Source organism: Fibrobacter sp. (genome assembly GCA_024398965.1).
In the GTDB taxonomy this organism is placed as follows: domain Bacteria; phylum Fibrobacterota; class Fibrobacteria; order Fibrobacterales; family Fibrobacteraceae; genus Fibrobacter.
On record JAKSIF010000052.1, the window covers coordinates 1 to 14,262 of the forward strand.

At 52.0% G+C, this 14,262-nt stretch carries 13 protein-coding genes; 7 read left to right on the forward strand and 6 right to left on the reverse strand.

Annotated features, from left to right (window positions below):
• From MJZ26_12935 to MJZ26_12950, 4 genes are all read left to right on the forward strand, one after another.
• The coding region (locus MJZ26_12935) for an ATP-binding protein (protein MCQ2106684.1) at positions 1–556 on the forward strand (556 nt) is incomplete at its 5' end.
• An 18-nt stretch (positions 557–574) separates the two neighbouring features.
• On the forward strand, positions 575–1,129 hold the full coding sequence (locus MJZ26_12940) for a chromate transporter (protein ID MCQ2106685.1): 555 nt from the start codon (positions 575–577) through the stop codon (positions 1,127–1,129).
• Complete coding sequence (locus MJZ26_12945) at positions 1,126–1,755, forward strand: chromate transporter (protein MCQ2106686.1); 630 nt, start codon at positions 1,126–1,128, stop codon at positions 1,753–1,755. Before MJZ26_12940 ends, MJZ26_12945 begins: the two co-directional genes overlap by 4 nt.
• Positions 1,756–1,764: 9 nt before the next feature.
• Positions 1,765–3,000, forward strand: a complete 1,236-nt coding sequence (locus MJZ26_12950; protein MCQ2106687.1) for a dicarboxylate/amino acid:cation symporter — start codon at positions 1,765–1,767, stop codon at positions 2,998–3,000.
• 147 nt (positions 3,001–3,147) lie between these two features.
• Here the strand turns inward: MJZ26_12950 and MJZ26_12955 are convergent, their stop codons facing one another.
• Together MJZ26_12955 and MJZ26_12960 are read right to left on the reverse strand one after the other, a co-directional pair.
• The gene (locus tag MJZ26_12955) at positions 3,148–4,608 is read right to left on the reverse strand and encodes a glycosyltransferase (protein ID MCQ2106688.1); all 1,461 of its coding nucleotides are present in this window, start codon (positions 4,606–4,608) and stop codon (positions 3,148–3,150) included.
• A 12-nt stretch (positions 4,609–4,620) separates the two neighbouring features.
• Positions 4,621–5,073, reverse strand: coding sequence for a hypothetical protein (locus MJZ26_12960; protein MCQ2106689.1), 453 nt, complete (start codon positions 5,071–5,073; stop codon positions 4,621–4,623).
• A gap of 48 nt (positions 5,074–5,121) precedes the next feature.
• Here MJZ26_12960 and MJZ26_12965 point away from each other — a divergent pair, with 48 nt between their 5' ends.
• Together MJZ26_12965 and MJZ26_12970 are read left to right on the forward strand one after the other, a co-directional pair.
• Positions 5,122–6,987: a DUF4954 family protein gene (locus tag MJZ26_12965; protein MCQ2106690.1), complete on the forward strand. Its 1,866-nt coding sequence runs from the start codon at positions 5,122–5,124 to the stop codon at positions 6,985–6,987.
• Positions 6,980–7,540 (forward strand): M48 family metalloprotease, encoded by a 561-nt coding sequence (locus MJZ26_12970; protein ID MCQ2106691.1) that lies wholly within the window; start codon positions 6,980–6,982, stop codon positions 7,538–7,540. The genes MJZ26_12965 and MJZ26_12970 overlap by 8 nt, the downstream gene beginning before the upstream one ends.
• A gap of 104 nt (positions 7,541–7,644) precedes the next feature.
• Here the strand turns inward: MJZ26_12970 and MJZ26_12975 are convergent, their stop codons facing one another.
• A complete protein-coding gene (locus MJZ26_12975; GenBank protein ID MCQ2106692.1) occupies positions 7,645–8,649 on the reverse strand; it encodes a hypothetical protein in 1,005 nt (334 codons plus the stop codon).
• Between the two features lie 153 nt (positions 8,650–8,802).
• On the opposite strand from MJZ26_12975, the gene MJZ26_12980 reads away from it, so the two are divergent.
• On the forward strand, positions 8,803–9,792 hold the full coding sequence (locus tag MJZ26_12980) for a hypothetical protein (GenBank protein MCQ2106693.1): 990 nt from the start codon (positions 8,803–8,805) through the stop codon (positions 9,790–9,792).
• Positions 9,793–9,887: 95 nt separating this feature from the next.
• On the opposite strand, the gene MJZ26_12985 is transcribed toward MJZ26_12980, so the two are convergent.
• The 3 genes from MJZ26_12985 to MJZ26_12995 form a co-directional block, all read right to left on the reverse strand.
• On the reverse strand, positions 9,888–11,636 hold the full coding sequence (locus tag MJZ26_12985) for a cellulase family glycosylhydrolase (protein ID MCQ2106694.1): 1,749 nt from the start codon (positions 11,634–11,636) through the stop codon (positions 9,888–9,890).
• Positions 11,637–11,765: 129 nt separating this feature from the next.
• On the reverse strand, positions 11,766–13,160 hold the full coding sequence (locus MJZ26_12990; GenBank protein ID MCQ2106695.1) for a Na+/H+ antiporter NhaC family protein: 1,395 nt from the start codon (positions 13,158–13,160) through the stop codon (positions 11,766–11,768).
• Positions 13,161–13,162: 2 nt separating this feature from the next.
• Positions 13,163–13,909, reverse strand: a complete 747-nt coding sequence (locus MJZ26_12995; GenBank protein ID MCQ2106696.1) for a tRNA threonylcarbamoyladenosine dehydratase — start codon at positions 13,907–13,909, stop codon at positions 13,163–13,165.
• Positions 13,910–14,262: the final 353 nt, after the last annotated feature.

Here is a 14,262-nt window from a genome sequence, read left to right on the forward strand (position 1 = left end):
TGTACGGGAAATTCGTGAATACCTTGACTTGCTGGATTTGACGGTTGACATTGATGTGGAAAACTTCGGGAATTTCAATCAACGGGAGCGATTGACGACTATTTCACAACCTGGTTTGCGTTATGCCCAGGCGAAGGCGCTGATAGATTCCCTTTTGCAGGACGATGCCTTTCGTAGCTGCTCCTTTGTGGAACGTAAGTCCATTGCGGAACGCATTCTCAATGAAATCAAGGGCCGCATGATGGAAGAAATCGTGTTGCTCGAGACCAGAATGGCGCGACCTGATTGCCATGTTTTTAAGTTGCAGTTTGCGGTTGGCGAGTTCGACATGGTTGTTGTAAATTCTGAAAGTGCGACCTGCGAAATCTATGAAATCAAGCATTCCGAAATCGTGGCAAAAGAGCAGTATCGCCACTTGAAGGATGCAAAGAAGTGCCGCGATACGGAGTTCCGCTACGGCACCATTGTAAGCAAGAACGTGATTTACCGCGGTGTTTCGCAGGGGATTGACGGTATTAATTACTTGAACGTGGAAGAATACTTGCGCGGGCTTTAGTTTTGCTAAATTTGGCGCATGCCCGAAAAATTCCGCAACATTTATCTTGATGCTTTCTTGACGTTCTTCAAGATTGGGTTGTTTACTATTGGCGGGGGCTACGCCATGATCCCGCTGATCGAGGCGGAAATCATCGAGAAGAAAAAATGGATTGGCAAGGAGGAGTTTACGGACTTGCTGGCCATTGCCCAAAGTTGTCCGGGAATTTTCGCGGTGAATATCGCCATCTTTATCGGGTATCGTTTGCGCCGCACGAAAGGCGCCTTGGTGTGCTGTGTGGGCACGGCGTTGCCGTCCTTCGTCATCATTTTGCTGATTGCGCTTTTCTTCCATCAGTTCAAGGACAACCAGATGGTAGCGGCGGCGTTCCGTGGAATTCGCCCCGCAGTGGTGGCGCTGATTGCGGTGCCCACCTTTAACCTAGCGAAGAAAGCGAAGCTGAATCGCTTTACCTTCTGGATTCCTATTGCAAGTGCGCTCCTGATTTGGCTCATGGGAGTGTCCCCGATTTTGATTATCCTGGCCGCAGGCGTCGGCGGCTACCTTGTGGGCCGCAGCGGAGGTAAAAAATGATTTTCCTCCAGCTGTTCCATACTTTCTTCCAGATTGGTCTTTTTGGATTTGGCGGCGGCTATGGCATGCTTTCGCTGATCCAGCGCGAAGTGGTTTATAATCACAGTTGGATGAGCGCTGCCGACTTTACGGACATTGTGGCTATTAGCCAGATGACTCCGGGCCCTATCGGCATTAACTCCGCCACTTACGCTGGCTACACCGCCTTGCAGAATTCTGGGGCAGAGCCCTGGGTTTGCGTTTTGGGAAGTTGCGTTGCCACCTTCTCCGTGGTGCTGCCCTCCCTGATTTTGATGCTCCTCATTAGCCGTTTCTTTATGAAGCATATGAATCATCCTGCAGTGCAATCCGTTTTCAAGGGTTTGCGCCCCACGGTGGTGGGACTTTTGCTTGCAGCCACCTTGATGCTCATGACTGCCGAAAACTTCGGAAATCCTTTCACGGAATTTTTTGGAAAGCCCATGGGTGGCGATCCCAATGACACTTTCCATTTCGCAGTGAGCATTTCGCTGTTTGTTTTGACTTTTGTCCTGACCAAGGGCTTTACGGTTGGACCTTTTAAAATTAAAATTAGTCCTATCAAAATGATTGTGGTTGCGGCCGCCATTGGCTGCGTCTTATTATAAGAGGAAACAATGACAACTCCTAAAGTAAAATCATTTCCGAAGAAGCAGATTATCATTTGGATCGTGGCTCTCGTCGTTGGCGCCCTTCTGGGCCTCATCAAGTGCGAAGGTCTCACCAACCTGATCAACTTCATCGCTTCTGTCTACACTCGCCTTTTCCAGTTTGTGGCGGTTCCCACCATCGCTCTCGCTTTGATGACCACCCTTTCTGCTCTCGGTGTCAAGAAGAACACTGGCCGCATTTTTGGCCGAACCATCATTTACACCTTGCTGACTACCGTGGCTTCTGCCCTGGTGGGCCTTGGCCTTTACCTGGTGATTGCGCCGGGTAACTTGCCCCTGGATGTAGTGAGCGGTGGTGCTGCCGAAGTTCCCCAGAACTTGAGCGCCATGAGCTACTACGATCATTTCCTGAGCGTGGTGCCCAACAATGTGGTGCAGCCCTTCCTTAGCGGTAATGTGCTTGGTATTTTGATGGTGGCCGCTGCTGTGGGCCTTGGCCTTGCCTTTATGCCGGATTCCGAAAACAAGTCCACCTTGATGAAGGCGATCCTTGGTCTTCGTGAATTGCTGTTCACCTTGATCCGTGCCTTGGTCTGGGCTTTGCCTCTTGGCATTGTGGCTTTTGCAGCCCAGCTTTCCGCACAGGTGAGCGCTGGCGTTGTGGTGGGTTCCATGGGTAAGTATCTGGCTGTGGTCATGGGCGGAAACGTTCTCCAGTTCTGCATTGTGCTGCCTTTGTTCCTCATTGCCCGCGGCCTGAATCCGCTCCATGTTCTTAAGAAGATGAGCCCCGCGGTGATGATGGCTTTCTTCACCAAGAGCTCCGCTGCAACTCTGCCTGTGACTATGCAGTCTGCCGAAGACAACCTGAAGGTGAATCCTGAAGTGTCCCGCTTTGTGCTCCCCATCTGCACCACCATCAACATGAACGGTTGCGCTGCCTTCATTCTGGTCACCAGCCTTTTCGTGATGCAGAACAGCGGTGTGGAACTCTCCATCGGCACCATGCTGGTGTGGGTCCTGATTTCTGTGGTGAGTGCCGTGGGTAACGCAGGCGTGCCTATGGGCTGCTACTTCCTGACCCTTTCCCTTATGGTGGGCATGAACGCAAACATCGGCGTCATGGGTGTGATCCTTCCGCTGTATGCCATCATCGACATGGTGGAAACTGCAGAAAACGTCTGGTCCGACTCCTGCGTCTGCGCCATGACCAACAAGGATCTGGAAAAGAGCGGTTCCTAAAATCTTTTGCACAAACATAGCGTGTATCGCATAAGCGTCGCGATATACTGCGACGAATAAATGAAAAGCTCGCCGGTTCTGCCGACGAGTTTTTTGTTTTCAAGGCGGTTTAAGGTGGTCAAAATTTTTGACCAGCTCGCAATGTTTTTATTTCTTGCAGACTTTGTTGTAGACTGCAATCTGGCGTTCTATAATGCCGTCCCAGGTGAAGCAATCCTGGATGCGTTTGCGGGAGCCTGCGAGAAGGATCGCTACGAGGGCGGGGTCGGCGGCTAGGCGCTTGAAGGCGTCTGCCAAGGCCTCGGGATTCTTTTCGGGAACAAGCAGGCCGCTTACGTTGTCTACAACCACGTCGGGGATGCCGCCCACGTTACTTGCAACGATGGGCAGGTTCAGTTCCATGGCCTCAATAAGTACGACGCCCAGGCCTTCTGTATCGCCCTTGCTATCGACGATGGCGGGCAGCGTAAAGACGTTGGCGTTACGGTACTCGGCTTCTAGGGCTTCCGGCGAAAGCTTGCCGGTAAAGATGATGTCGCAGGGGCCGAGATCCTTCGACTCCATGCCCGCGGCATTTCGCTCAGGATGACACTCAGTATGCTGTGCATCCCTCACGCCTTGAACCTCGCGCTTGGAACCTGGAACCTCGAGCCTCGAGCCTAATTCATGTGCCTGCTGTTTCAGTTCTTCGGTCAGGTCGCCTACGCCAACGATTCGGATTTCGAACTGGTCGGCGGGCAGGTACTTGGCGGCTTCAATCAGGTAGCAGATGCCCTTGCGTTCGATGTGGCGGCCTACGAAGAGAATCTTGAACTTGCCGTTGACGGGATGCATCTGTGATGCTAGATCCTTCGACTCCATGCCTGCGGCATTTCGCTCAGGATGACACGTGGTGCAGCCTGCGGTATTTCGCTCAGGATGACACGTGGTGCAGTCTATGTTGTTTCGTTCAGAGATTTTCTTGTAATTCGTACTTTGTAATTCGTCATTGGAAGCGCAGCTTCCCAATGTGGTTCCATAGGGGCTCCATTCCACTTCCACATTGCGCAGTGCCTTGATCTTGCTTGCGGTAAAGCTGCTGTTTGCAAACACGGCCTGGGCCTGGCTGATAGCGAACTTGAGGAACGGTTTCACCCATTTCTTCTTGCGAATCAAGAGCAGTTCCGCCCCATGGAAATTCAGTACCAGCGGAATTCTAAAAAGCTTTGCGGCGCCAAGCGCAATGAACGCATGGGGGAACGGCCAGTGGGCGTGAATCACGTCGGGCTTCCATTTGCGGCACAGTCTAATGCACTGGAAAAAACCGTTGATGATGTAGGGAATTGCCAAAAGCTGCAGCCAGGGTTTCGAAGCCATCTTGCTGGGGGCGCCTTCCTCGTGGGTCAGCATTTCCCAGTCCTTGGGGGCGTAGCGAAAGCGGTTCACTTTTACGCCGTCGATTTCATGGCTCTTCAGGCCCTTGTATGTGGGGGCCAATACCTGGACGTCCACACCGGCGGCACGCAAATGCGCGACAGACGCACGGAGCCAAGGCACTTCCGCATCTTCATGGAAGCGTGGGTACACGGACCCGATGACAAGGACCTTCTGTACGGATTTGGATGCCATCGAAAGGCCCTGTTACGCGTTTGTTTGGGAAATGGCTGTGTCCTGGATACAGGCTGGGTAGATGATGGGCTTGATGTTTTTGTCCAGGATGTTTTCAATCTGGGGGAAATCCATGTTATGACCCATCTGCACAATGCGGCCCTTTACTCGGTTCCAGCCCTGGAGCTGGGAATCCAGCAGGAGCATGCCGAGGCCTGCATTATGTTCCAGAAAACCGATAATGTCGCTACCGCGGTTGCTCTTATGGAGCGAAGCCATGAATACTTCCCAGAACTGGGCGTAGGCTTCTTCGGTAACCAGCTGCTTTTTAAGGGACTCGAAGTCAAATTCGATATACACGAAGGAACTGAGGTCTTCGTCACTGCGAATAATCTCTTCCTGGCAACGACGTTCAAATATTTCCTCTGTGTAGATGGAAATATCGTACTTGTGTTTTCCAATCAAATTAAAAAGCAACTCTTTCATTGTGGCTCAAATTTAGACTATTTTTGTAACATGCAACGACTGTTGAAATTGAAAAAAGTCCTTAAGAATAGTGTTTTTGCCACTGCCGCCGAAAACTTCAAGACCATCAAGGCCGCCACGGCAAAATATCGTCCCCTTACCGAAACGGAAATCCAGATTCTGGAGCAGAACGGTAACCGCTCCGAGTCCTGGGCCAAGGTTCTGGTGGAGCAGGAATTCGACCCTATGCGAATCCGCCGTTCCACCTTTGCAGGCGAGGTCTATCTGCCCCGCTTCTTTGGAACGCTCCTGTTGCCGGGTGACGTTAGCTTTCCTACAGGCATCTACGACAGTCTTGTCCATAATTGCATTATCGAGAACGCCCTGATTCATCGTGTGGCCATGCTCAGCAATGTGCTGGTTCGTAGTAGCGCCGTGGTCCAGAACGTGGGCTCCCTGGTTAGCTCCGGCAAGATCAACTACATGGTGGGCACGTCTGTTAACGTCGGTAACGAAATGGGTGGCCGTTCCGTGCTGGTTTTTCCGGAATTGACAACGGAACTTGTGGACGTCCAGCTTTTCCATAAGGCGGATGCCGAGGTCTGTGCATCCTTTGCCGAGCAGTTGAAATCCTTCCGTGAAGAGACTGCCTTGCCTTTCGGTATCGTTGGAAAGGGCGCCGTGGTTTCCAATACCAACATCATTCGAAATTCCTGGATTGGCGCCCATGCCCGCGTGGAAGGGGCCGCCAAGATTCGTAACTCCATTATCATGAGTTCCCTGGAGGAGCCCAGCCACATTTACGATTCCGTCATTATTGAGAATTCCAATGTGCAGACGGGCGTGACCATCCATACTGGAGCGGAAGTCCAGGGCTCTGTACTGATGCACCGTACCAAGGTGGGGTGCAAGGCTATTATCAAGTCTTCCATTATTGCGCCCTGCTGCCATATCGAGGAAGGCGAGGTCAACAGTTCCTACATGGGCCCCATGACCCAGATGCACCATCACTCACTGTTGATTGCAGCTCTGTGGCCCGATGGTTGCGGTAACCTCGGCTATGGCGCCAACGTAGGTAGTAACCACACGGGACGCATGCCGGACCAGGAAGTCATGCCCGGGCAGGGAATGTTCTTTGGCCTTGGCGTGAACATCAAGTTTCCGGCCAACTATCGCGAATCTCCTTTCACCTTGATTGCCAGCGGACTTACCACATTGCCCCAGCGTCTCAAGTTCCCCTTCTCGCTGGTGCGTCCGGGTGACCCGCAGCTGATTGGCGTTCCTGCCCGCCTGAACGAAATTGTGCCCGGCTGGAACTACGCCCGCAATGCCTACGCCCTGGACCGTAACGCCTACAAGTATTCTGTCCGCGGTAAGGGAATTGTTCCTGCAAGTTTCTATAGCATTTTCAGTCCCGAGATTGTGCGCCTGGTTTATGATGCCTACAGCAGGCTCCAGGTAGATACCATTCGTGACGTCTACACCAAGGAACATATCGACGGCCTTGGCGAAAACTTCTTGCGTGAACGTGTGCGTCAGCAGGCGCTGCATACCTATGCGGAATATCTTGAACGTTATGTCCTGGAAAGCATCATTACTCTGGTAGTGAATGACAATAGCCTGCAGAGCCAGCCTGTGAAGGAACTGCGCCGTATGGTGACAACGGAATCGAACAAGGATATCGTTCGCGTGGTGCCTTGCCCTGAGACCTTTGACGACCTGGTCAAGCGCTATCGCCTTCTTGAAAGGGAATGGTTTGAACGTGTGAGCCACGGCCTTGATAAGGACAATGCCCGCGGCCGCGAAATCTTTGATGACTACGATGACGCTCATCCTGTGGACAAGGGATTTACTGAGTGGGAGAAGTCCCGCGTCGAGGAAAAACTCCGTAGGCTCAGCACCTTCTTGAAGACGGTCAAGTCCGACAATGTCTGATGGCGTTTTGCTGACAGTCCTTCTCGTTGCAGAACTGGCTTTCCGCTTGCTCGTGGAAATTCGCGAGCGCCGGATTACCCAGCTTCGGGGTGGCGCCTTTGCTGTACTTCGACTGATTCCTCTTGTAAACGACATCGTGCCTCTGCCCGAAAGTCGCAAGGCTCCCGCCGAATGCGACTTCGTGAAGGCACATGAATTCGGCCATCGGGATTTGCACCACGGCGTTCTTCGCAATCTGGTGAAGATCGTGTTCTTGATACTTGCCCTCTGGTTCTTCACCTTCATGCTGAATCGCTGCGGACAGCCCTTGCTACTTGCTGTTTTGTGGCTTCACCTGGCGGCAATCCCCTTCAGGATTTTCTTCCATTGGTACTGCTGGACTCAGGAATACGAGGCGGACCATTATGCCTTCAAGCAGGTTGGTAGGCAGAAGACCAAGGAAGCCATGCGCAACCTGGTGGAGTGCGAGATTGTCTACTCCAGGTTCTTCGCGCTGATGTACCGCGAGCATCCCACGGCCTTGATGCGCCGCATCAAACTTCTCGGAAAATAATTGTTCTAATAAAATGATTCCAATAAAAATGCCGCGACATATATTGATGTTCGCGGTCTATAAGTTTGGAACTTGTTTACGTTCCGTTTTTTAAAGCTCCTAGATTAGAACTTTCTGGTAAATGTCCAGATGATTGTCTTTGCGTTCCACTCGGAGCCGATTCTCTTCTGCAGGATTTCTTCGGTAGGTTCGTAGCGGTATTTTTCGTAGAGCCTATCCCTGGTGAAGCTTGCCATGAGCATGCTGTTCCACTTTTCTGCAATCTTGATGGAGAGCATGGGCGTGATGCTTACGGATACGAATCCAGGATCGTAATCCTTGTAGGCCTTGTCGAAGTCGTAGGCGTGCTTGAACCCGCTGACGTTTGCAGATACCATGGCCATGGGCACCCGCTCAAAGGGAAGAATGTAGATCAGTACGCCGCCGTAGCTGTACTTGAACCCGTTGACGGAATTTTCTGCGCCGGCCTTCCAGACTTCACCGTCTTCGGCACCTGTATAGGCGTTGTATGTCAGGCTGGCGTTAGGTTTCAGGATAATCTTGGTCCAGTCGGACTTGGGCAGGAAAACCATCAGGGGAATGGTCAAGCTTGCCTTGTACTTTACGCCGTAGGTAAATTCCGTCATGAAGACGTCCTGGCTGTAGTCCCTTTCTTCGGGATCGAAGACGCCCATGAAGGTGGCTGCATCGCCGTAGTTGAAGGCGGATCCCAGGGTTCCCTGGATACCGAATTCCAGCAGGTGGATCAGTTCAAAGTTAGCTTCGGCGGAAAGGTTTAGGCCGGCAAAGCTGAAGGCACCGCCGGTTGTTCCCTTGAAGGTCACAAGCTTGTTGATGTCCTTCTGGAAGTTGACGGCGGAGTTCCAGGCGGCCGGCATGGCAAAGGCCAAGAAGGGCCAGTTATGGTATGCCTTGGAGTTGCGTAGGGCCTTATGGGCGAGAACGATTCCGATAAAGGTTAACCCATGGTCCGTTGTAATCAGAAGAGGATTTTCTTCGGGTGCGGTTTCCGAACTGGGCGCAGCCGTTTTTTCGTCGGCAAAAACACTGCTGGAAAGCAGCATCAGGGCGGTTATTGCCCAGGCGAAATGTCGACGAATCTTTAGCATAAATTAACGGTGCGAAATATAGAATCTTCATGGGACTTTCCCAGTGCGAAAAAGGGACGTTTTGATGAAGGACACAAAAAAAGGGATGAGTGTCAGTGGGCGAGTCTCCGGCATTCAAATTTTGTATATTCCTGTGTGTAAAAAGGGATTTTTATGAACCAGAAGCTTATTGATCGTATTGTCGTTTGTGCACTTGCCTTTAGCATGTCCGCCTTCGCCTTTGATGTAAGTGTCAAGGCCAATGTGGATAACGCCCAGGTTTTTATCGGCGACATGTTCAATTATGAAATTGCCGTGACTGCTCCCGAAAACGCCATTGTGGATTTGCCCAGCTTTGTGGGTAACCTCGGCAGCTTCGAAGTGAAGGAGATGAAGAACGAACGTATTACCGAAGGGATGCCCAAGGGAACCGCGAAATTTACCTGGCAGGCAACACTCAATACGTTTGTCAGTGGCGACTTCATGATTGCACCCCAGCAGGTGCTTGCCGTAGTCGGAGCGGATACCGTGAAGACCAATACGGACCCTGTGGCAGTGAAGGTCGCTAACCGTACCACCGGCGAAGAAGACGATATTCTGGATGTAGAGGAACCTATGGCGGACCCCCGTCTGCCTCAGTGGCTGTACGTTGTGTTCGGCGTTGTGGGGGCGCTTCTGCTAGTTGTCATCGGATGGCTTTTGCATAAGAAGTTCCGCAAGCAGGGGGCCGCTCCCCAGCTGCCGCCTTACGAAGAGGCTGTGCTTGCCCTCAAGGAACTTCGAGGTAAGAACTATCTGGCCATGGGCGATCAGGCCAGCTACTTTATGGGTGTGGGCGTCATTGCCCGCCGTTACATCGAAAGGCGTTTTGAGGTTGACATTCTCGACGCTACCGTGGCCCAGCTCAAGCAGCGTATGTCCCAGGTTTCTGGCCTGCCGCAGGCTTACAAGGAATCCGTGGTGACGCTGGCTGTAGAAACGGAACCGGTTAAGTTCGCCAAGATGAAGCTCGATGGCGAACGCTGCAAGTTCTGGGACGAATGGGCCGACCGCCTGCTTGAAGATACAAAGCCTACTCCCGAAGAGGAAGCTGCCAAGCGTGAGGCCCTAAAGGCCGCCCTCAACGATGTCAAGGCCGCCAAGAAAAAGGCTAAGAAGAAATAGGCTCGCGTATTATTTGAATCAAAAAAAAACGGTCGGCGCTCCTAAGAGTACCGACCTGTTTAATTTTCGTCCTAGCGAGAAACGCCTGAAATTTATTACTTCAAGGTAATGTGCTTTACAATGCTCTTGGATGCAGCGTTGATTCGTACGATGTAGTTACCGTTGGAAAGTGCTGCAAGGGATGCAGTGCCGCTGACATTGCGGAGGCTCATCATGGGGCGGCCCTGCATGTCGAAGACGTCCACATTGACGGTGGCGCCTGAGACTTGCAACATCTTGCCGTGAACGCTTGCACTGAAGTTTGCGTTTGCAAAATTCTTCAATGCGTTCGTAGAGCTGCTTGATTCCGGAGTGTTGCCCGGAATGTCAGTGGAGCTGGAGGAAATTTCCGGAATGCCGATGGAGCTAGAGCTGGGTTCGATTCCCGGACCATCGAAGAAGCCGGAGCCTGCGTCATAATAGATGTTCAATTTGCAGGTGTTGTCATAGGCGTAGCTGCTGCCGTCTGTTGCGGTAAGACCACTGTGGTAGGCAACGCACTTGCCGGTGAACTTGTCGTAGCACTGGCCTTCGCAAGAACTGCCCTGCTGAGAATCGCTGGAAGCTGCCACACTGCTGGAGCTGCCCTGCTGCTGGCTGCTGGAAGACACATTGGGCATCACGCTGCTAGAGGATGCAACGGGGTTCACGGAGCTGCTGGATGCAGGCTGCTGAACAGAGCTGGAAGACTGGTTGTTGCCCGGATTTACAGACGGGGTGGTTGAGCACTTGGTATAGCTGGTAGGATTGGTGGACAGGTAGCCCTTCACCAAGTTACCAGATGTGGAATACTTTAGGGAAGTCTTGCTGGAGCCGCCAGCGAATGCTGCGGTACCTTCGTCAAAGTGGCTTGCGCTCCAGTTGGCCCAGGAAAGCTTGTGGGTATTCAGGAAGGTCTGCCAGCCTGCATTGTTGGGGCCGGGAGTTCCCTTACCGTCGGAGTTGCCTGTGCCCCATTCAGAAACGAAAACGGAAAGACCGGCGTTCATTGCCTTGACGGTCTTGGTGCCTTCGCAATCTTCATCCCATGTTTGTCCATTGTGGTCGGCGAAGTTCTTGTGGTTACCTTCGTAGCAATGGGAATTGGCGTAGTAGTGCATTGTGTAGGCAATGTTTCCGCCGGAGACTTCACTGCCGATGGCATCGCTAGGATTCTGGTCCCATTTGCGGTTACCTACAAGAATAAGGTTGTCGGAATACTTGCGGATTTCCTTGACAACCTCGTTGGCGTAGCCCTTGATCACGTCCCAGGAAATATCCTGCGGTTCGTTGAACACTTCGAAAATCACGTTGTCGTACTTTCCCCACTTCTGGGCCATTTCGCTAAAGAACTGCTTGGCGCTTTCGGTCTGGGTGTTGGCTACGTGGGAGTGCCAGTCGATAATCACATAGATGTCGTTATCGATGGCTGCCTGCACTACAGTGTTCATCAATTTCTTTTGGAATTCGGCGTCGTTCTGGTAGCCCTGCAACTTGTGGCCTTCCCAGGAGGAATTCCAGTATTCATCGCCGGTTGCCATGGCTGCACGGACAATCTGAATCTTCATGTCCTTCACCATGGAGGAGATACCTTCGGCGCTCCAGTATTCAACAGATTCGGGAATCAGGCTCCAGTAAAGGCTCATGCCACGTACCTGAACTTCCTTGCCGTCCTTGATGCCTTCACAGGAACCGTAAATTTGGCCCTTGCCGCTAGAATTTTTTCCGGTAATAAGTTGGCCGTATTGACTAACGGGACCAACGGTGCTTGCGGCGAATGCACTCATGCACATCGCCAGGGTAAGCGAACCAATAATGTGTTTCATCAAACATCCTCAAATTAGTGTGCGAACACACCAATCCCGAGGAAAATATAATTATTAAGGCTGCTTTTGTAAGAAGCTTTTCTTTTTTTTGTTGCCTTTAAATCGGTTTTACTGAGGATGAAACCTATTTTACTTCTTCTTTCTCTTGGGCGAGATGGCGATGAATGCCAGTACGCTGATCAGAAGCAGGAAGGGGTAGAACATGTAGGGAATAATGTCGAAGGCGCTGACATTGACCTGCTGGGCGACGGAACCTGCGACACCTTCGGCGGACTGCGCAGCAGCTGCGGCTGCTACCGCGGAAAGGGCTACCAGCATCTGGGCGCCATAGGGCAGCAGGCCCTGCACGATGCATCCGAAAATGTCCAGCAGCGAAGCGGTCTTTTGCGGGGAGATTCTGTATTCGTCGCTCATCTGCTTGGCGATGGGAGCTGCCATCACGATTGCCACGGTATTGTTTGCGGTGGCTACGTCCATGGCGCTTACCAGAAGGCCTACGCCCAGCTGGCCGCTCTTATGACCTTTGAAAACCTTGTGGATGAAATCCAGCAATGCAGCAAACCCGCCGTGAATGCGGATGAGGCCGCAAAGGGCGCTTACAAGAACCGCTACCATAATGGTTTCGTACATGCCGGAAATACCGTTGCCGATGTGGCCCAGCAGGCCAACGAAATCCAGTTCGCCACTGCCTACCATGACGACGGCTGCGGCTACGATGCCCACCAGCAAGACGGTGAAAACGTTAATGCCGGTCAGTGCCAGGGCAAGAACCAAGACATAGGGAATAAGCTGTACCAGGTTGTAGTCTGCGGCGTCGACCGCATGGGCATCGGTGGCGAAGGAGATTGCCGCAATAATCACGATGGCTGCAATTGCCGCGGGAAGGGCTATCCCGAAGTTCACCTTGAATTTTTCCCTCATGGCGACGCCCTGTGTGGAAGTTGCTGCAATGGTGGTGTCAGAGATAAACGAAAGGTTGTCGCCGAACATGGCGCCTCCAATGACGGAAGCCACACAGAAGGGAATGCCGAATCCTGCGGCCCCCGCAACCTCAATGGCAATAGGCGTTACAACCGCAATAGTGCCTACAGATGTTCCCATGGCGGTAGAAACGAAGGCAGCCACCACGAAAAGTACAACCACCGCAAACTGCGCGGGAATGAAATCCAAAAGCAAGTAGGCTGCCGCACTTGCACTAGAACGTCCCAGGATTCCTGCGAAAATGCCGGCGCACAAAAACACCAGGATCATAAGGAAGATATTGCGGTCGCCGATGGCCCCTGCCATCACGTTCATCTTCTTGTCGAAATTCAACTTGCGATTCTGAATGCATGCTACAAAGATGGCCACCAAGAATGCTGCCACAATAGGAATGTTGTAGAAGCCCATGGGAATTTTTAACACATATTCGAATGAAATGCCCATGCCCAGGTAAAGTACCAGGAACACGGCGATGGGTAAAAGGGCCTTGGGGTTTCCCTTGATGGGGGTGTTGCTTTCGGAAACTTGATTCTTGTTCTGCATAATTATATCTGGGATTTGTTGTAAATGTCCTGCATCACAAGGCCTGCAATGGTAAAGCCGAATATGGCCACGGCGTGTGCCATGGTTCCGTTGTAGGCCACCTTGTGGAATTCCGCGGGGCTTCCGTCGTCATTGGCGACTTCGCCGAGGTTCTTTAGAAGTTCTTCGCTGTAGACGCACTTGATTTTCTTGCTGGGCTTGACCTGGTTTTTCTTGAACTTGTCGCGAAGGGACCTTGCCAACGGGCATCCCTTTACGTCCCAGAATTCTGCCACCTGGATTTTGGTAGGGTCCATCTTGAGGGCTGCACCCATGGAAGAGAATACCTTGGCCTTTGTGCGGGTGGCGGCAAGCAACAGGTGCATCTTGCAATCCAGACTGTCTATGGCGTCGATGATGTAGTCGTAATCTTCCAGGTGGAAGCTGGCGCTAGTCTCCTTGGAGTAGAGTTCCGCGCGGGCATCGATTTCTGCGTCGGGGCTGATTTCCAAAAGACGGTCACGGAGTACGTTCACCTTGACCTGGCCCACGGTCTTTGTGGTGGCCATGAGCTGGCGATTGACATTGGTGACATTCACTACGTCGCTATCGACGATTGTCAGATGCTTTATGCCGGAACGGACAAGGCTTTCGGCGCACCAGCTGCCAACACCGCCAACGCCAAAGACGATAACTCGCTTCTGGAAGATGCTGTCGAGAATCTCGTCGCCAACGAGGCGTCTTGTTCTGTTGAAAATGGCGGTGTCCATAAAATCCTTGCGATTGAGACAAAAACGTGTAGGGTTAAATATAGAATAGACTTTCTGCAATTCAATTGCCGCTGAATTCAATAAAGGGAAGTAGCCTCCATGCCGGCGCTAGGAATTTGCAGAAAACATTTTTTGGCGTTACTCTACATTGTGGATAATTTGTCCAGGAGAAGTTCCATATATATGGGCATTTTGGTCGCGTAAAAGGGTATCTTAGGGTTGTATGGGTACCAATATGAAAAAATTGATTTTGTCCTTGGCTGCGGCGGCCACTTTGGCGAGTGCTGCGCCCGATCCAAATTTCCACATCTACATTGCCTTTGGCCAGTCCAATATGGCGGGTGCTGCAGGGG